The 16,178-nt window shown below is 45.5% G+C and carries 18 protein-coding genes; 1 reads left to right on the top strand and 17 read right to left on the bottom strand.

The genetic code is table 11. The features are described 5' to 3' along the window. Positions 1–61: 61 nt before the first annotated feature. The 6 genes from ACN0W5_RS00795 to tsaB form a co-directional block, all read right to left on the bottom strand. Positions 62–898: a lysophospholipid acyltransferase family protein gene (locus ACN0W5_RS00795; protein WP_417452377.1), complete on the bottom strand. Its 837-nt coding sequence runs from the start codon at positions 896–898 to the stop codon at positions 62–64. Position 899: 1 nt separating this feature from the next. Next, positions 900–1,718: a GNAT family N-acetyltransferase gene (locus ACN0W5_RS00790; RefSeq protein WP_417452376.1), complete on the bottom strand. Its 819-nt coding sequence runs from the start codon at positions 1,716–1,718 to the stop codon at positions 900–902. 70 nt (positions 1,719–1,788) lie between these two features. After that, positions 1,789–2,211, bottom strand: a complete 423-nt coding sequence (locus ACN0W5_RS00785; protein ID WP_299379548.1) for a Fur family transcriptional regulator — start codon at positions 2,209–2,211, stop codon at positions 1,789–1,791. A 126-nt stretch (positions 2,212–2,337) separates the two neighbouring features. Continuing rightward, complete coding sequence (locus ACN0W5_RS00780) at positions 2,338–2,751, bottom strand: MucR family transcriptional regulator (protein WP_299379549.1); 414 nt, start codon at positions 2,749–2,751, stop codon at positions 2,338–2,340. A gap of 166 nt (positions 2,752–2,917) precedes the next feature. Then, a complete protein-coding gene (gene rimI / locus ACN0W5_RS00775) occupies positions 2,918–3,376 on the bottom strand; it encodes a ribosomal protein S18-alanine N-acetyltransferase (RefSeq protein WP_417452375.1) in 459 nt (152 codons plus the stop codon). An 8-nt stretch (positions 3,377–3,384) separates the two neighbouring features. Continuing rightward, positions 3,385–4,086 (bottom strand): tRNA (adenosine(37)-N6)-threonylcarbamoyltransferase complex dimerization subunit type 1 TsaB, encoded by a 702-nt coding sequence (gene tsaB, locus ACN0W5_RS00770; protein WP_417452374.1) that lies wholly within the window; start codon positions 4,084–4,086, stop codon positions 3,385–3,387. A gap of 180 nt (positions 4,087–4,266) precedes the next feature. Between tsaB and ACN0W5_RS00765 the strand changes: the two genes are divergently transcribed. After that, the gene (locus ACN0W5_RS00765) at positions 4,267–5,349 is read left to right on the top strand and encodes a polysaccharide deacetylase family protein (protein WP_417452373.1); all 1,083 of its coding nucleotides are present in this window, start codon (positions 4,267–4,269) and stop codon (positions 5,347–5,349) included. A gap of 105 nt (positions 5,350–5,454) precedes the next feature. Here ACN0W5_RS00765 and ACN0W5_RS00760 read toward each other — a convergent pair whose 3' ends face one another. The 11 genes from ACN0W5_RS00760 to ACN0W5_RS00710 form a co-directional block, all read right to left on the bottom strand. After that, positions 5,455–6,018, bottom strand: a complete 564-nt coding sequence (locus ACN0W5_RS00760; protein ID WP_085902610.1) for a NifU family protein — start codon at positions 6,016–6,018, stop codon at positions 5,455–5,457. A gap of 105 nt (positions 6,019–6,123) precedes the next feature. Beyond that, complete coding sequence (locus ACN0W5_RS00755) at positions 6,124–6,660, bottom strand: universal stress protein (RefSeq protein WP_417452372.1); 537 nt, start codon at positions 6,658–6,660, stop codon at positions 6,124–6,126. A gap of 3 nt (positions 6,661–6,663) precedes the next feature. Then, positions 6,664–7,461 (bottom strand): TIGR02186 family protein, encoded by a 798-nt coding sequence (locus ACN0W5_RS00750; protein WP_417453108.1) that lies wholly within the window; start codon positions 7,459–7,461, stop codon positions 6,664–6,666. Then, positions 7,461–8,375 carry a sulfite exporter TauE/SafE family protein gene (locus ACN0W5_RS00745; RefSeq protein ID WP_417452371.1) on the bottom strand — a complete coding sequence of 305 codons (915 nt, stop codon included), beginning with the start codon at positions 8,373–8,375 and terminating at the stop codon, positions 7,461–7,463. The genes ACN0W5_RS00750 and ACN0W5_RS00745 overlap by 1 nt, the downstream gene beginning before the upstream one ends. Before the next feature lie 344 nt (positions 8,376–8,719). Further along, entirely contained in the window at positions 8,720–9,748 is a 1,029-nt protein-coding gene (trpS, locus tag ACN0W5_RS00740) for a tryptophan--tRNA ligase (protein WP_417452370.1), read from the bottom strand. A 497-nt stretch (positions 9,749–10,245) separates the two neighbouring features. Beyond that, positions 10,246–11,955 carry an ABC transporter substrate-binding protein gene (locus ACN0W5_RS00735; RefSeq protein WP_417452369.1) on the bottom strand — a complete coding sequence of 570 codons (1,710 nt, stop codon included), beginning with the start codon at positions 11,953–11,955 and terminating at the stop codon, positions 10,246–10,248. Positions 11,956–12,026: 71 nt separating this feature from the next. Beyond that, positions 12,027–12,305 (bottom strand): DUF2160 domain-containing protein, encoded by a 279-nt coding sequence (locus ACN0W5_RS00730; RefSeq protein ID WP_156176779.1) that lies wholly within the window; start codon positions 12,303–12,305, stop codon positions 12,027–12,029. Positions 12,306–12,320: 15 nt separating this feature from the next. Next, positions 12,321–13,118 (bottom strand): carbohydrate ABC transporter permease, encoded by a 798-nt coding sequence (locus ACN0W5_RS00725; RefSeq protein WP_047764155.1) that lies wholly within the window; start codon positions 13,116–13,118, stop codon positions 12,321–12,323. Positions 13,119–13,121: 3 nt separating this feature from the next. Further along, entirely contained in the window at positions 13,122–13,991 is an 870-nt protein-coding gene (locus ACN0W5_RS00720; protein ID WP_299379593.1) for a carbohydrate ABC transporter permease, read from the bottom strand. A 2-nt stretch (positions 13,992–13,993) separates the two neighbouring features. Next, positions 13,994–15,073, bottom strand: coding sequence for an ABC transporter ATP-binding protein (locus tag ACN0W5_RS00715; RefSeq protein WP_417452368.1), 1,080 nt, complete (start codon positions 15,071–15,073; stop codon positions 13,994–13,996). Then, positions 15,073–16,164, bottom strand: a complete 1,092-nt coding sequence (locus tag ACN0W5_RS00710; protein ID WP_417452367.1) for an ABC transporter ATP-binding protein — start codon at positions 16,162–16,164, stop codon at positions 15,073–15,075. The genes ACN0W5_RS00715 and ACN0W5_RS00710 overlap by 1 nt, the downstream gene beginning before the upstream one ends. Positions 16,165–16,178 lie beyond the last annotated feature (14 nt).

Raw genomic sequence — 16,178 nt, 5'->3', positions numbered from 1 at the left:
AATTCAGCCTAGTGTTATTTGCGGTCATGTTTATGACAAACCGTTCAAACACCTTGTTAAATTACCATCTGTTGGGATTTGAAGCTATCGGTAATCGCTGCCCTCTCAGGGCATTGGAAACGCCGCTAGATACTGCTTTATGACAGTGACTGGCCATTGCTTTCCTATTCGCGAAGGAACTCGCTTCTACTGGCTCTAGGAACTCAACCTCTACAGTTAAAACCCCCATCGCCAGCGCATGCCATAAATGCCCAGGCAATTCCATATCACCATACCAAGCATAAAAGGGCCGCCACAAACGACCCATCGGCATACCATCCAACCGGGTGTATGTAATAGAGATTGGCTGAACCAGCAAGGGGCTATCGTTTTTCGAGACCTGAGCAACTGAAAAGAGTGCCGATTTAAAAGGTAAAACCCGCGTACCATCACTTGAAGTTCCCTCGGGAAATAAAATCAGATCGCGCCCATTTCCAAGTCGCTTTGCCATGTTGTCACGACTTTCGCTGGACTTATGGCGACGACGTTGAATAAAAACCGTACCGGATAACTTCGCCAGCCATCCAAAAAATGGCCAGTTACCAACTTCGGACTTCGCCACAAAATGCCCGTCAATCAGGCTACCCAAAACAGAAATGTCCAGATAAGAAACATGATTGGATACATACAGTGTCGGTTGGCGCGTACTTTGTTGGCCCCGGGTGACGATCTTAATACCATTAAAAAAACACGTCGAATTATGATACCAGAGAGGTAGCTTATACCGTCCAGGCAAACGTAAGAGTAAAAGCAAAAGCTGTAACGGCATCAAGGCTAAAGTGAACAGGACATAGACAACCAAACGGCATGAGGCTCTTAAATCAGAACCCAAACCAGAAGCTACAGCAATGTCCGACATATCATGCTACCTGTTCAGCTGCATTGTCCGTTTCACGGCGATAATGTTTATAATATTTATCTGTTACCCGGCTTGTCTCGACAATCACGCAAACATCCGTAGTGCCGAATTGCTCATCAATCACAGCGCCATCTCCAATAACACCACCAAGCCTGAGATACCCCTTAATTAAAGGCGGAAGCTCTTTGATTGCAGCCTTCGGATCAATCTGATCAGCAGGCATAAGATCCATAGAACTAAATCTTTCCGGCAGGGCTTTGGGGCGAATATCTGTATCCGCCAAGTGATTGTGGTATAGATAGGATAACGGCAGCTTCATTTGCTCTGGGTCAATGCCGTGCAAACTTGCGCAGCCAAACATGTAACGAATGTCATAAGTGAAAACATACTGGGCGATACCGCGCCATAAAAGTTGCATCGTTGAACCACGTCGATATTCCTGATCAATACAGGACCGCCCCAGCTCTAAAATTTCGCCATCAAAGTTCAGCAGCTTTTCCAGGTTGAATTCATCAACCGAGTAAAATTGCCCCCGTTTTTTCGCGCCTTCACGCCTCATTACACGATAAGTGCCAACAACAGCGTCTGGGCCAGTGCCCCGGTCATTATCAAAAACAAGCAGATGATCGCAAAAAGGATCAAAGCTATCAAAGTCCCGATTCTCTGCTGCCATCTCAGGAGTAGGTTGTGCAGAGTTTTCACGATAAAAAATATCATATCGCAGATTTTGCGCAGCCAAAATCTCCCGTTCGCTCTCGGCCAAACGGATCGTAAGTTGTCCCGCAGTTACATCGACGGGTCGTGAAGTACCCTCATTCATGCTCAGCGTGTTCCCTGGAAATAAACATGGCGATTTTAAACATGTCGAGGACTGTGCCAGAAAATTGTGTCTATTTTATTGCACTACAGCCTTCACGCACAGCATAAAGTTCAAGGCGATGATCGATCAAGCGATAACCAAGCTTTTGCGCCATCTTATTCAAAAGTTCGTGAATTTCGTCATCAGAAAATTCCAAAACTTCACCAGAATTTACATCGATAAGATGATCGTGAACCCGCTCTGTGACTTCTTCGTAACGGGCGCGGCCATCCCCAAAGTCATGACGCTCGAGAATATTGGCTTCTTCAAACAGCTTCACAGTCCGATAGACCGTCGCGATAGATATCTTCGAATCTAGCTTGGAAGCACGGTGATAAACCTGCTCCACATCAGGATGGTCCGTAGAATCAGAAAGAACCCTTGCAATTACTCTTCGCTGCTCGGTCATCTTGAGACCTTTTTCAGCACAAAGAACTTCCAGTTTTGATGCCATAATTACCCTGAACTCATCGTTAATGGATACAGTACTTTTTTGAATAATTCTAATTTACACAAAATGCGCTACCGAGAAAAGCCCGATAGCGCATTTTTTACGTCTAACCAGTTCAAAGAAAATTGATTACTTGGTCCTGTTTGCTTTTGTCCCCAAGCCAATCTGTTTCGCCAAAGAACTACGTTGTTTTGCATAGTTAGGCGCAACCATTGGATAATCTTGCGGCAAGCCCCAACGCTCGCGATACTCTTCCGGTGTCATATTATAGGCTGTTTTCAAATGGCGTTTAAGCATTTTAAGCTTCTTACCGTCTTCGAGACATACAATAAATTCTGGTGTAATGGACTTTTTAATAGATACAGCTGGCGTAGGACGCTCGGGCTCTTTCTTTTCTTCCTGACCCAATGTGGACAGGGTGCCATAGACCTCGCGGATTAATTGAGGCAAGTCTGCTACGGCAACAGAATTGTTGGAAACATGTGCGGAAACAAGACTAGTAGTAAGCTCGACTAATTCTAACGAGGAGTTATCTTCAGACATAGTATGACTGTTCTTTCCCAATATAAAGTTATCTTGTAATGATCAAAATATTATTTAATTCATAACATACCAATAGGTGAATTAAAGTTATTTCTTACAAATTTCAAGTTAGTTTCGATAAAATATTTATATTCTTTTATTTATCAACAATAACACCTGAAGTCATTTAAATATCCGCAGACATGATAACTGCATCAACAGTTGAACCATCCGGTTTGTGGTAGTATTTGGATCTTCGAGCGATTTCCACAAATCCCATCGCCTTATAGAGCGATAGCGCAATAATATTATCTTCGGAAACCTCTAAAAACATTTTATTAACAGATACTTGATTAAGGTACTCAAATAATTTAGCGATTATATTTGTTGAATAGCCCAACCTTCGGAAATCTGGGTCAACGCAAAATGTCAATATTTCAGCTTCTCCAACAACTTCTTGCCAAATAATAAACCCTACCGGCTTCCTATTATTACAATAGATAAACCCCTTATTTGTTTTTTGAACAAGTAATTCCAAAAAATCTTTAGCATTCCATGCAGCCCCGGCAAATGACCTTGAATGCATTTCTGCCAACAATTCAGCATGCTCAATGCCACACAGAATGATTTCCTCTGCTTCGCTCATGCCATCATCTAGAACGTCGGCTTGTTTTTAGGTAAGGAAACATCCGGCGCCCGCAAGTACAGCGGCTCAACCGACTTATTTTTCCCGTCAAAAAGCTGATGCTCAACGGCACATAACAACAAATTTTGAGCATCAGCATTCGCAAATGAGGTTGAAATTGCTATCTTTCTTCCTGCTTTTATCAAGTCGTCATATGCCTGATCAATACCACCCCCAACCAAAAGTAAATTACCCTCTGGCAAAAGATCACTTAAGTTTTCTGGAAGCGCAGCAAACGGCTCTGTTAACGGATTCAGTTTTGAATCAAAGCTTTGAACAAACAAATCTGCACGTTTAGCATCAATGATGACAACGATTTGAGTATCTGCAGCCTTTTCAACCGACGTCACGCCGCGGGCAAGAACTTTAAAATTATTAACCCCGACAAGTTGCTTATCGCAGGCAAGTGCAAAACCCTGAGCTGCGGCTAAACCAATACGCACACCAGTAAATCCGCCTGGGCCTGTCGTAACAGCAAACCCTGCCATATCCAGCAGCTCTTTCCCTGCTTCATCCAAAATCTCTTGCACGATTGGCAAAAGGCGCTCTGATTGACCACGCCGCATTGTCTCTATACGTGAAGCCAATACTTGGCCTTTGTCCATAATAGCAACGGAACAAGAAGACCCCGCGGTATCCAAACCAAGCAACAATGAATTATCAGCCTGCATTATCGTGAAACCATCCCTTTGACACTCAGGTTAACATAGCTCATAGCTTAAAAGACAAAACAACATTATGGCTTATATCCTTGATGCTACTTTGTTACAATTGAAGACCATCAGTGATCGCCTCTTATTAGGGCTGGCATTAAAGTAACATTAAAGAGCAAAGAAGCAGAATTATCGACAATGCTTAAAAAACACCGTTTTCAATTACTTTCCTTTTTCCTCGCATTCACCCTTGGCCTAATTGGTTTTGAAAAGACCGCTTCAACACAAGAAGCGAAAAAGTCTATTGAAGGCGTTAATAAGAACGGTGCCGTTGTTGTTATGTATCAACGCTTTGAAGAAAGTAAATACCCAACGACCAGCACCGCTCTCTCCATCTTTGCTGATCATATCCAAGAGCTTCAAAACAAACAGTACAACGTGATCCCTCTTCTAGATGTCGTTGATGCCCTCAAAAATAGTTCACCATTGCCGGATCGTGCCGTTTCAATAACAATAGATGATGCCTATCTTTCTTTCTACGAAACAGCTTGGCCCGCCCTACAAAAAGCAAATCTTCCTATAACTGTATTTGTAACGACATCTGCAGTAGACCAAAATCGGGTCGGGTATATGACCTGGTCTCAAATAAGAGAGCTGGCATCGGATCCTCTTGTAACCATAGGAAATCACGCCAGCGAACTCAGGCATATTGCCCACTTACCACAACAAGAACAGAAACAGATTATTGATCAATCGAATCAAACTTTCAGACGCGCTTTGGGTAAACAGCCAAATCTATTTGCTTACCCCTATGGCGAGATCAGTAATAACCTGCAAAATGTTTTAAGAGCCGCAGGTTTTAAAGCAGCCTTTGGTCAGCATTCCGGAGCCATTGATCTCAATTCCAATCTGATGGCTTTACCGCGCTATCCATTCAATGACCGCTTTGGCACATTGGAACGATTCAAACTAGCCATCAACAGTTTACCATTACCCGTATCAGCCGTTTTACCCGAAAACTTAACCCTCAGTGAAGCGACAAATCCACCCCTCATCGGGTTTACCATCGGTTCACAAATTACTCCCCGTGCAGACGGATCCTATCGAGGGCTAAACTGCTATAGTTCTCAGGGCGAACTTACATTACAAGAACTGGGTGGGGGGCGTATTGAGGTTAGATTAAAAGAACCATTCAAAACTGGTCGAGCGCGTATCAACTGTACCATGCTCGGCCCTGATGGGCGCTGGCGTTGGTTTGGGCAACAATATTACATCCCCTGAATTAAAAACCTAAAGCCAATAAAAAAAGCCCGAAGTTGAAACCAACTCCAGGCTTTTAATTTTTTTAAAGAAAATCTGATCGCGCCTAAGTAATTATAATACTAGTTAAGCACTGGCGCGCACTTCAGATACTTCAGGAATGTAATGACGCAGCATGTTCTCAATGCCCATCTTCAAGGTCGCTGTCGAGCTTGGGCACCCCGCACACGCCCCCTGCATATGCAGGTAAACGATACCGTTTTCGAACCCATGGAAAACGATATCCCCACCGTCCTGCGCAACAGCCGGTCGAACGCGTGTATCAAGTAATTCCTTAATCTGGGATACAATTTCATCATCGTCTTCATCACTTGCTTCAGCGTGAGAAGACATTGCCTCGGAAGCATCCGTAATAACTGGGCGTCCCGCTGTGAAATGCTCCATAATCGTACCAAGGATAGAGGGTTTCAGGATATACCACTCTTTGTCTTCTGCCTTGGTGATCGTAATAAAATCACCGCCAAAAAACACCCCGGTAACGCCTTCGATTTCGAACAATCTTAGAGCAAGAGGAGAATTTGAAGCCGCTTCTTTTGCTTCAAAGAAAGCCGTACCACCGTCAAGTACCGGACATCCCGGTAAAAACTTTAGCGTAGCTGGGTTTGGCGTCTGTTCTGTTTGGATAAACATATCTTGCTCGTTTAAAAATCGGTCTATGATTGTTGTTCTTATATGTAATCTTATAGGGGCTATTCAAGCCCCTATCCACAATGAATATTCATATAGAATATTTCTTTAACTGATTTCGTCGATTTCAGCAGGCTCTAAATTATCAGGCACAACTGTTATTGGCACACGTAACTTACCAATATGTTTCCCCATCAGCGCAGTCAAAAGAGGTCCAGGTCCCCCAGAGCCAGAACTCGCGCCTAGAACAAGGATAGAAATTTGATCGTCTTCATTTACAAGCTTGACCAGCTCATCACGCCGATCGCCTTCGCGCATGTAAAGAACAGGGATTTGCCCTGAGTATTCAAGGACTTCTTCGCCAAGTTTATTCAACAAAGCTTCGGCTTCTTCCCGGGCTTCTTCTTGCATCAGATCCCCGACAGCCGCCCAGTGATTAAACTCGGCAGGTTCAATGACATACAAAAGCGCAACCCGCCCACCCGTATGAAGTGCACGACGGCACGCAAAGCGCATGGCCTGCAACATCTCATCACTGTCATCGACGACGACAAGGAAAATCCGATCTGTAGATCCATGATTGCGGCATTTTTTGCCGTCAGTCTCTTGATCAATTTTCAATTCTGTCGATTCTGCTTCACTCATACCTTATCCCTTGCGGAAAATTAAATGACCGATCCAGCCGGATACCAAAGCAATCACAATGGCAATAATACCATACATCGCGCTATGAAGGTGTGCATAGTCATAAATTTCCGCTTCGGCCCCTATTTTTGATACCGTTAGGGGTGTCGTTCGCGCGTCAATGATTTGCCCATCACGCAAATGATAAACACTGACGGAATACGTCCCAGTCGGCACGTTAGCAGGCAATTCAAATTCTGTTCGAAATAAATGTTCGCCTAAAAAAACTATTTCCGCGTTTTCCAGCTGATAATTACCACTACGCAGCAGGTTCCGAAGTAAAGCTTCTTTCCATGAATCGGCCAATTTCCCCGCAGCTTTTGTTACCGGAAGCTCAAGGCCAATATTATCAAAGCCGATGGCATTAAGCGCGCGTGTCGCCGAAGAGGATATTTCGTCAATTGGGCCCGTTGAAGCTATGGAATAAAAACTCGGCACACTTTCGAACTTCATTGACGCCGTATTCATCCAGATTCCGGCGATCTGCCCTTTTCGCTGTACTTTAAAGTCCGTATCCGGCCCTCTCACAACGACAATGACTTCACCCGGGGAATTAATACTGCCAAACAAAAGAATGCGATCACCTGAAAATCCGGCCGTAATTGCCACAAGGTGACTGGAAAGATCCGCCTCAATGGCCTTCGTCTCTTTTCCTGACAAAACAAAAAGAAATGATAAAACAATCATCAAAAGAGCATTTAATGAGCAGGCTTTATTATCAGGAAAAAGTCGGTATCTCCGAGATGTCGCACGCGTTATCATCACACCATCTCCAGAACATAGAGATCAGCGGGTTCAATCAAAAGATCAAGGAACAGTTTACCGCAAACCATAACAACCAGAATCCCCAGCAACAGGCGTAACCAGTCACCCTGCATTTTAGCCCCTATCCGCGTACCAACCTGTGCCCCGAGGACAGAGCCAACCAACAGTAAAAGTGCGAGAACAACATCAACCGTCTGGTTCTGAGCTGCTTGTAAAAAAGTCACGTTCGCAGCAACAAAGATAATCTGGAAAAGCGATGTTCCAATCACCATCGCTGTAGGCATACCCAACATATAGATCATTGCCGGCACAAGAATGAACCCACCACCAACCCCCATAATGGCAGAGAGAACACCAACAAAAAAACCAATACCTAGCGGCAGAAGCGCCGAAATATAAAGCCGGGATTTACGAAAGCGCATTTTTAGCGGCAAACCATGGAACCAGTTATGTTCATGCAACTTGCCACGGGAAATACCCCCGGACTTTCTGCGCCGGAACACAGCCTTGATACCTTCGAGCATCATCAAAAGCCCGATCGTACCCAGAAAAACCACATAGGAAAGATTAATAACTAAGTCAATTTGGCCAAGACTTTTTAGGAAAGTAAACAAGCCAACACCGAGTGTGGACCCAATAAAGCCGCCAACCAGCAATATCCAGCCCATCAGGAAATCAACATTTCCCCGTTTCCAATGGGCAAAAACACCAGAAACCGACGACGCGATCACATTGTTTGCTTGTGTTGCAACGGCAACGGCAGGAGGAACGCCGACAAAGATCAAGATTGGTGTCATCAAAAAACCGCCCCCAACACCAAATATCCCCGAAAGCAGTCCGACACCGCCCCCCATTGCCAATAAGAGGATTATGTCAACAGATATCTCAGCGATCGGCAGATAGATTTGCATTGCCGTCAGTCGCCCTTTTCACAGGTATTCATTTAGCTCTACCCTGTTCTATCGTTTCAGACAGAAAGTTTTTATTCATAGGCTTTCAAGGGAGCACCCCTAAAGGAATCTATCCTGCTTCACAAAAAAGGAAAAGGGGCTCCATTGAATATTTTCTTTATTTTTCAACTTTTTGCTTAATATTTTTTTAATTTGACCAATTATAAAAACACACCACTGCTTTTCTTTTCAAACGCTTCCCTAAAAGAAAAGGGCATCAGAAACAAACCTGATACCCTTTTCATAATACATCTGGGGCCAAATATTTTTTATACTGGCTCCATGTAACGATAAGCTTTTACTTGTTACGGCCGTAAAAAACCAACAGCTTCAAAAACTTCTTTCATCACAGGTTCTGCTAGCTTAGCAGCTCGATCTGCCCCTTGTTTGAGCACGGAATCAACATAGGATTTGTCGTCCATCAATCGTTTCATTTCCGACCCCATTGGTCCCAACTTGGTAACCGCAACTTCTGTCAGGGATTTTTTAAAATCAGCAAAGCCTTTACCTTCAAATTCACCCAGGACATCAGAAAGCTCTTTGTCGTTTAATGCCGCGTAGATAGACAGCAAGTTAAAAGCTTCCGGACGTTCTCTGCGGGCGTCATCAAGCAACTTACCATTTTCATCCAACACTTCAGCACCGGGGATTAAATGTGGATCACTAGTTGCCTTCTTGATTTTTTTGGCAACGGTATCTGCATCGTCCATCATGGTGATACGACTGTAATCCGATGGATCAGACTTGCTCATCTTTTTACTACCGTCACGCAAAGACATGATGCGTGTAGCAGCACCAAAAATAAGTGGCTCCGGTACAGGGAAAAGATCAACATTGAAATCATTATTGAACTTAATGGCGATATCACGCGTCAACTCAAGATGCTGCTTTTGGTCCTCACCGACCGGCACATGGGTTGCCTTATAGGCAAGAATATCCGCCGCCATCAGGTTTGGATAAACATACAAACCTGTGGATGCTTTCTCACGGTTCTTCCCAGCTTTATCTTTAAACTGCGTCATCCGATTCAACCAGCCGATCCTGGAAACACAGTTAAAGATCCAGCCAAGCTCGGCGTGGGCAGAAACTTGTGACTGATTAAAAATAATGTGCTTTTCAGGATCAACACCCGCCGCCAGATATGACGCCGCAACTTCACGTGTATTATCAATCAACTGCTTAGGATCTTGCCAGACAGTAATGGCATGCATATCAACGACACAGAAGATGCACTCATAGTCGTCCTGAAGGCGCACAAAATTACGAATAGCGCCGAGATAGTTGCCAAGATGTAGGTTCCCTGTGGGCTGCACGCCCGAGAAGATACGCTTCATGGGAAAAGATCCATTCCAATAGCGGTTGATAGTAAGATTTAAGAAAAGGCTTTATCGCCGTTCAAAACCCTGGGGTCAAGAGCTGGAACCAAGACGCAGGATGCAGATCAATCGAACAAACCTTTCGGATCATAAATCGGTTCTCCGCCAAGAAGTGTTGCCTCTACATTCACAGACCCGATCTCATTTATCGGTATATCCAAAATATTGCGGTCCAGCACACCAAAGTCAGCTTCGGCCTATGGCATTTTCTTATCAACAGTGTAAATTTGCGCGTTTACAACAAGATAATTGTCAGAAGTTGCATGACTTTGCGTTAAAAAAGCACTGCTCAACCCCAGACTAGGACCAATGACTTTAACGGCCGAGAAAGTGGCTGTACTGTCTTTTTTCGTGTACTTCGACGACATCCTCGTGCGGTAAAGAATACCACCAAAAACAGAAAAAGGGCCGGAGGAAAAACCTCCGGCCCTTCTATTCGCAAGGAAATGCGTTAATTAGTTCCAGCTTTTAACAAGCTCGTCATAATCAACTGTTTCACCCTGTGGTTTCTCGTTGGCCAATTTGGCTTTAGGAGAACCAGGCTGATTCAGCCAGTAGCTGGCTTCTTTTTCTTCGTTCAGCTTAGGTCCGCACTCGCCCTGTACGCCTGCGCGTTCCAGACGACCAAGAACTTTATCCTGAGCAGCTGCAAGTGCATCCATAGCTTCCTGAGGTGTTTTTGCACCAGAGCTCGCATCACCAATGTTCTGCCACCATAGCTGTGCAAGTTTTGGATAGTCAGGAACGTTGATACCTGTTGGTGTCCACTGAAGACGAGCAGGTGAACGATAGAATTCGACCAAACCACCAAGTTTCGGTGCACGCTCTGTGAAGGATTCATGCTGGATATCGCTTTCACGTACGAAAGTTAGACCAACGTGACTTTTCTTCAGAGAAACAGTTTTGGCAACAGTGAACTGTGCGTAGAGCCATGCAGCTTTACGACGATCAACTGGTGTGGATTTCATAAGAGTCCAAGAACCAGCATCCTGATAACCAAGCTTCTGTCCTTCTTCCCAATAAGGACCGTGTGGAGAAGGTGCCATACGCCATTTTGGTGTACCGTCTTCGTTCACAACTGGAAGACCGTCTTTCACCATGTCGGCAGTAAAGGCAGTGTACCAGAAGATCTGCTGAGCAACAGCACCCTGCGCAGGAACTGGACCAGCTTCACCAAAGGTCATGCCCGGTGCAGATGGCGGCGCGTAAGCTTTAAGCCAATCAACATATTTGGACACGGAATAGACAGCAGCTGGACCGTTTGTCGCGCCACCACGTGCAACGGAAGAACCAACTGGGCTACAGCCTTCCATACGGATGCCCCATTCATCAACAGGAATGCCGTTTGGAATGTTTTTGTCGCCAGCACCAGCCATGGACAGCCACGCATCTGTGAAACGCCAGCCAAGAGATGGATCTTTTTTACCGTAATCCATGTGGCCATATACAGGCTTACCGTCGATTTCTTTCACATCATTTGTGAAGAAATCTGCGATATCTTCATAGGCAGACCAGTTAACCGGAACACCCAAATCATAGCCGTATTTTGCTTTAAATTTAGCTTTGATATCCGGATCAGAGAACCAGTCATAACGGAACCAATATAGATTCGCGAACTGTTGAGCAGGAAGCTGATAAAGCTTGCCATCCGGACCTGTTGTGAAAGATGTACCGATAAAATCACCCAAATCAAGATCAGGATTACTTACTTCAGCACCTTCACCTGCAATCCAGTCAGAAAGCGGCACAACCTGTTGGTAACGATAGTGCGTACCAATAAGATCTGAATCGTTGATGTAGGCATCATAGATGTTTTTACCGGACTGCATCTGTGTTTGCAGCTTTTCAACAACATCGCCTTCACCAATCAGGTCATGGTTAACCTTGATGCCTGTGATTTCATAGAAAGCTTTGGCAAGAGTTTTTGATTCGTACTCGTGCGTTGTAATGGTTTCGGAAACCACATTGATTTCCATACCTTTGAAAGGCTCAGCAGCTTTTGCAAACCACTCCATTTCTTTCATTTGATCAGCTTTGGACAAAGTCGAAGGCTGAAATTCATTTTCTACCCAGTTCTTCGCTGCAGCTGCATCCGCATGAGCTGCACCAGATGAAAGAACCAAAGCGACGGCTGTTAGAGCGCCGCCAATATAACGGGACTTCATTATTATATCTCCCTGTTGCTTCATTCAGTAAACGAGTTTGCCTCGTCACCCCACATTTTCCCTCTAGGTGTTTACACCCATCTAAACACGATGAATGCGTAGACAGCGCTTACGACGAGGGCTCCCCACAGTTGGATATCTGACATCAGAAGCCAACCGAGGTGAATAAAAGCACTGCCCAGTAGTGTAATAAACAATCGATCCCCACGCGTGGTTGGAATATTAAGAATCCCAACCTTTTCCCTTTCGGGGAATTTGATTGCCAATACCGTCATAACAACAAGCGTTGTTGCAATGATGATAAAGAAAGTAGCCGTTGGCCAAGTCCAGGCCATCCAGTTCAATTCCATGATACGGACTCCCCTTTAAACCCGGCCTAGGGCAAAGCCCTTGGCGATATAGTTACGAACAAAATAGATCACCAGAATACCCGGTATAATAGTCAGTATCCCGGCCGCTGCCAGCACCCCCCAATCAAGCCCCGACGCAGACACGGTACGTGTCATGGTCGCGGAAATTGACTTGGCATCAACAGAAGTCAGCGTTCTGGCCAGCAACAATTCAACCCAAGAGAACATGAAGCAGAAGAATGCAGCCACGCCGATACCCGAAGAAATCATCGGTGTGAAAATACGGGTAAAGAAACGCGGGAACGAATAGCCGTCAATATAAGCGGTTTCATCAATTTCACGCGGGACACCAGACATAAAGCCTTCGAGAATCCAGACCGCCAAGGGAATGTTAAACAGACAGTGTGCCAAGGCCACCGCTATGTGCGTATCAAATAATCCCACAGCCGAATAAAGCTGAAAGAACGGCAAGGCAAAAACCGCTGGCGGTGCCATTCTGTTGGTCAAAAGCCAGAAAAATAGATGCTTATCGCCCATAAAGTTATAGCGCGAGAATGCGTAAGCCGCAGGCAAGGCAACCAACAGGGTAATGATCGTGTTCAACACCACATAGATTGTCGAGTTTATGTAACCGTTGTACCAGCTTGGGTCTGTAAAGATCACCATATAGTTGGCAAAGGTCAGATCCTGTGGCCAAAGGCTAAAGGTACTGAGAATTTCCTCGTTCGTTTTCAAGGACATGTTGAGCAACCAGTAGATCGGTAACAGCAAGAAAACGATGTAAAGAATAGTGACGAGAGCTTTGGTTTTCATGACTTAAGACTCCGCTCTGTCTAAATAGCTCATCACTGTGAAGAATACCCAGCTGAAGAGCAGAATGATTAAGAAATAGACCAACGACATCGCCGCAGCAGGTCCCAGGTCAAACTGACCAATTGCCATTTGAACCAAATCGATCGAAAGGAAGGTTGTCGCATTACCCGGTCCACCACCAGTCACCACGAATGGCTCGGTATAGATCATGAAGCTATCCATAAAACGCAACAGCACAGCAATCAGAAGTACGCGATTCATCTTTGGCAACTGGATAAAACGGAATGTCGCCCACTTGCTCGCTCCGTCAATTCTAGCAGCTTGATAATAGGCATCGGGAATTGACTGTAAACCGGCATAGCAAAGCAACACAACTAGCGACGTCCAATGCCACACATCCATGACAATCAAGGTCACCCAAGCATCAATTGTGTTTTGCGTATAGTTGTATTCAATACCCAATCCATCCAGAGCAGCCCCCAGAAGACCAATATCAATACGGCCAAAAATCTGCCAAATCGTGCCCACCACATTCCAGGGAATCAGGAGTGGCAGCGCCATAAGGATCAAGCAAAACGGAACCCACAGTCCTTTTTTAGGCATCGCCAACGCAATCGCAATACCAAGCGGAATCTCGATAGAAAGGATAATAAAGGAGAACAGGAACTGACGCCCTAGCGCCCCGTGGAAACGGTCAGACCGAAGAACTTCTTGGAACCATTCAATACCGGCCCAGTAGAATTCATTATTTCCAAAAGTATCCTGAAAGGCATAGTTAACCACTGTCATCAAAGGAATGACCGCAGAAAATGCCACGATTAAAACAACAGGAAGAACAAGCCACCAAGCGCGGTTATCGGACCATTTATTCATGATCAAGCCTCCTCTACCAAATGACTGTTGGCATAAAGATTCACATGCGTTGGATCGACAACAAGACGCGCACCATCAGCAGGGACCTCGTCTTCTTCGTTGACCATCACTTTAAACTCATGATCTTCGAGACGGACACTTGCGACCTTAAAACGGCCAAGGTCTTCTACCTTTTGAATAGAAACGATCGGCCCCGATCCTTCACGTGAAAGCGACAGGAATTCCGGACGAATACCAACTTCTAATGAAGCCCCCATAGGAATGTTACTCAGGCCCTGTTCCATGGCAAACGCATGGCCAGCGACCATTGCTTGCTTACCATCAATATGACACGGCACAACGTTCATGCCCGGTGAACCGATGAAGTAACCAACAAAGGTGTGCTTTGGGCGCTCAAACAGCTCTTCAGGTGTGCCCATCTGAACAACAGCACCATCGTACATAACAACCACTTTATCAGCGAAAGTAAGTGCTTCCGTCTGATCGTGTGTGACGTACACCATCGTGTAGTTAAAGCGTTTGTGCAGATGCTTAAGCTGAGAGCGCAACTGCCACTTCAAATGAGGATCAATAACTGTCAATGGTTCATCAAACAGGATCGCTGATACATCAGCACGAACCAGACCACGCCCCAAAGAAATCTTTTGTTTGGCATCAGCCGTAAGACCACTGGCTTTACGCTTGAGACTATCCTCCATTTCCAGAAGTTCCGCGATTTCACGAACACGTCCGTCAACTTCACTGGCACTCACACCGCGATTGCGGAGCGGGAAAGCCAAGTTGTCATAGACAGTCATGGTGTCATAAACCACCGGAAACTGGAAAACCTGTGCAATATTGCGGTCTTCAGTCGCCTTATTTGTAACCGCCTCTCCATCGAAGAGAATTTCACCGTGCGTTGGCTTCAACAAACCGGAAATAATATTCAGAAGTGTTGTTTTACCACAACCAGATGGGCCAAGCAGCGCGTAGGCTCCGCCATCTTCCCAGATATGGTTAAGCTCTTTAAGGGCAAAATCCTGTGGCTCCTGGATATGCGGCATATAGGAGTGCGCCAAACCATTGAGTTCAATTTTCGCCATTACGCTTGCTCCCCAGCTGTACCCCAGGGGCCCGCTACCAGCTTGCCTTTGGTGTCAAAAACAAAACACTTGGAAGGTTCCAGATAAACATCGATATCGCTATCGATTTCAATTTCCTGCACCCCATGTGTAAGGCTGACCCAGCGCTGGTCTGCGAAATCAACATGCACAAAGCTTTCAGACCCTGTGATCTCTGTAACCGCAACTTTGGTTTTAAAAGAGATCATGCTCGGATCACTGTCGATATGCAGATGATTTGGACGGAAGCCCAATGTGTAATCACCATCACCTACCTGAGACAAAACACCTGTCGCTTGTGCTGAGAATTTCTCACCGTGGCTAACGACGCCACCCTTGATACTGACAGGCAAGGTGTTGATCGGTGGATCAGAGAAAACATCAGCCGTTAACAAATCGCCCGGATTACGATAGATATCGATTGTCGGTCCGAATTGTGTAATCCGACCTTCGTGCAACGTCGCGGTGTTACCACCTAACAACAGCGCCTCTGTTGGCTCGGTCGTCGCATAGACAAAGATCGCGCCAGTTTCAGCAAAAACCCGTGGCAATTCTTCGCGAAGCTCTTCACGCAATTTGTAGTCCAGGTTCGCCAACGGCTCATCCAAAAGAACAAGGTCAGCACCTTTAACCATAGCCCGCGCCAGTGCAGTACGCTGCTGTTGGCCCCCTGAAAGCTCAAGCGGTGTTCGATCCAGCATTGGTTCCAGCTTCATCATCGCTGCTGCTTCACGAACTTTACGATCAATCTCGTCAGCCGGAGCGCGGGCAATACGTAACGGAGACGCAATGTTCTCGTACACTGTCAATGCCGGATAGTTAATGAACTGCTGATAAACCATAGCAACATTGCGATCTTGTACCCGAACGCCTGTTACATCAATACCATCAAAGGAAATACGCCCCTTGGTCGGCTTATCCAAGCCGGCCATAAGCCGCATCAAACTGGTTTTACCTGAAAGGGTCGGTCCGAGAAGAGTGTTAAGCGTACCACGCTCCAGACTGAGGTTTGCCTCAGCTATATGTACTTCGTCTCCGACCGTCCTCCAGATATTCTCTAGAGATAACGTCATTTCAACCCCACGAA

Source organism: Kiloniella sp., from assembly GCF_048270245.1.
Taxonomy (GTDB): Bacteria; Pseudomonadota; Alphaproteobacteria; order Kiloniellales; family Kiloniellaceae; genus Kiloniella.
This window is presented reverse-complemented; position numbering and strand designations above follow the sequence as displayed.

What these genes read in the sequence shown, in the direction of transcription:
- ACN0W5_RS00795 (WP_417452377.1), bottom strand. Translation starts at nt 898, where the DNA reads ATGTCGGACATTGCTGTAGCTTCTGGTTTGGGTTCTGATTTAAGAGCC.
- ACN0W5_RS00790 (WP_417452376.1), bottom strand. Translation starts at nt 1,718, where the DNA reads ATGAATGAGGGTACTTCACGACCCGTCGATGTAACTGCGGGACAACTT.
- ACN0W5_RS00785 (WP_299379548.1), bottom strand. Translation starts at nt 2,211, where the DNA reads ATGGCATCAAAACTGGAAGTTCTTTGTGCTGAAAAAGGTCTCAAGATG.
- ACN0W5_RS00780 (WP_299379549.1), bottom strand. Translation starts at nt 2,751, where the DNA reads ATGTCTGAAGATAACTCCTCGTTAGAATTAGTCGAGCTTACTACTAGT.
- rimI (WP_417452375.1), bottom strand. Translation starts at nt 3,376, where the DNA reads ATGAGCGAAGCAGAGGAAATCATTCTGTGTGGCATTGAGCATGCTGAA.
- tsaB (WP_417452374.1), bottom strand. Translation starts at nt 4,086, where the DNA reads ATGCAGGCTGATAATTCATTGTTGCTTGGTTTGGATACCGCGGGGTCT.
- ACN0W5_RS00765 (WP_417452373.1), top strand. Translation starts at nt 4,267, where the DNA reads ATGCTTAAAAAACACCGTTTTCAATTACTTTCCTTTTTCCTCGCATTC.
- ACN0W5_RS00760 (WP_085902610.1), bottom strand. Translation starts at nt 6,018, where the DNA reads ATGTTTATCCAAACAGAACAGACGCCAAACCCAGCTACGCTAAAGTTT.
- ACN0W5_RS00755 (WP_417452372.1), bottom strand. Translation starts at nt 6,660, where the DNA reads ATGAGTGAAGCAGAATCGACAGAATTGAAAATTGATCAAGAGACTGAC.
- ACN0W5_RS00750 (WP_417453108.1), bottom strand. Translation starts at nt 7,461, where the DNA reads ATGATAACGCGTGCGACATCTCGGAGATACCGACTTTTTCCTGATAAT.
- ACN0W5_RS00745 (WP_417452371.1), bottom strand. Translation starts at nt 8,375, where the DNA reads ATGCAAATCTATCTGCCGATCGCTGAGATATCTGTTGACATAATCCTC.
- trpS (WP_417452370.1), bottom strand. Translation starts at nt 9,748, where the DNA reads ATGAAGCGTATCTTCTCGGGCGTGCAGCCCACAGGGAACCTACATCTT.
- ACN0W5_RS00735 (WP_417452369.1), bottom strand. Translation starts at nt 11,955, where the DNA reads ATGAAGTCCCGTTATATTGGCGGCGCTCTAACAGCCGTCGCTTTGGTT.
- ACN0W5_RS00730 (WP_156176779.1), bottom strand. Translation starts at nt 12,305, where the DNA reads ATGGAATTGAACTGGATGGCCTGGACTTGGCCAACGGCTACTTTCTTT.
- ACN0W5_RS00725 (WP_047764155.1), bottom strand. Translation starts at nt 13,118, where the DNA reads ATGAAAACCAAAGCTCTCGTCACTATTCTTTACATCGTTTTCTTGCTG.
- ACN0W5_RS00720 (WP_299379593.1), bottom strand. Translation starts at nt 13,991, where the DNA reads ATGAATAAATGGTCCGATAACCGCGCTTGGTGGCTTGTTCTTCCTGTT.
- ACN0W5_RS00715 (WP_417452368.1), bottom strand. Translation starts at nt 15,073, where the DNA reads ATGGCGAAAATTGAACTCAATGGTTTGGCGCACTCCTATATGCCGCAT.
- ACN0W5_RS00710 (WP_417452367.1), bottom strand. Translation starts at nt 16,164, where the DNA reads ATGACGTTATCTCTAGAGAATATCTGGAGGACGGTCGGAGACGAAGTA.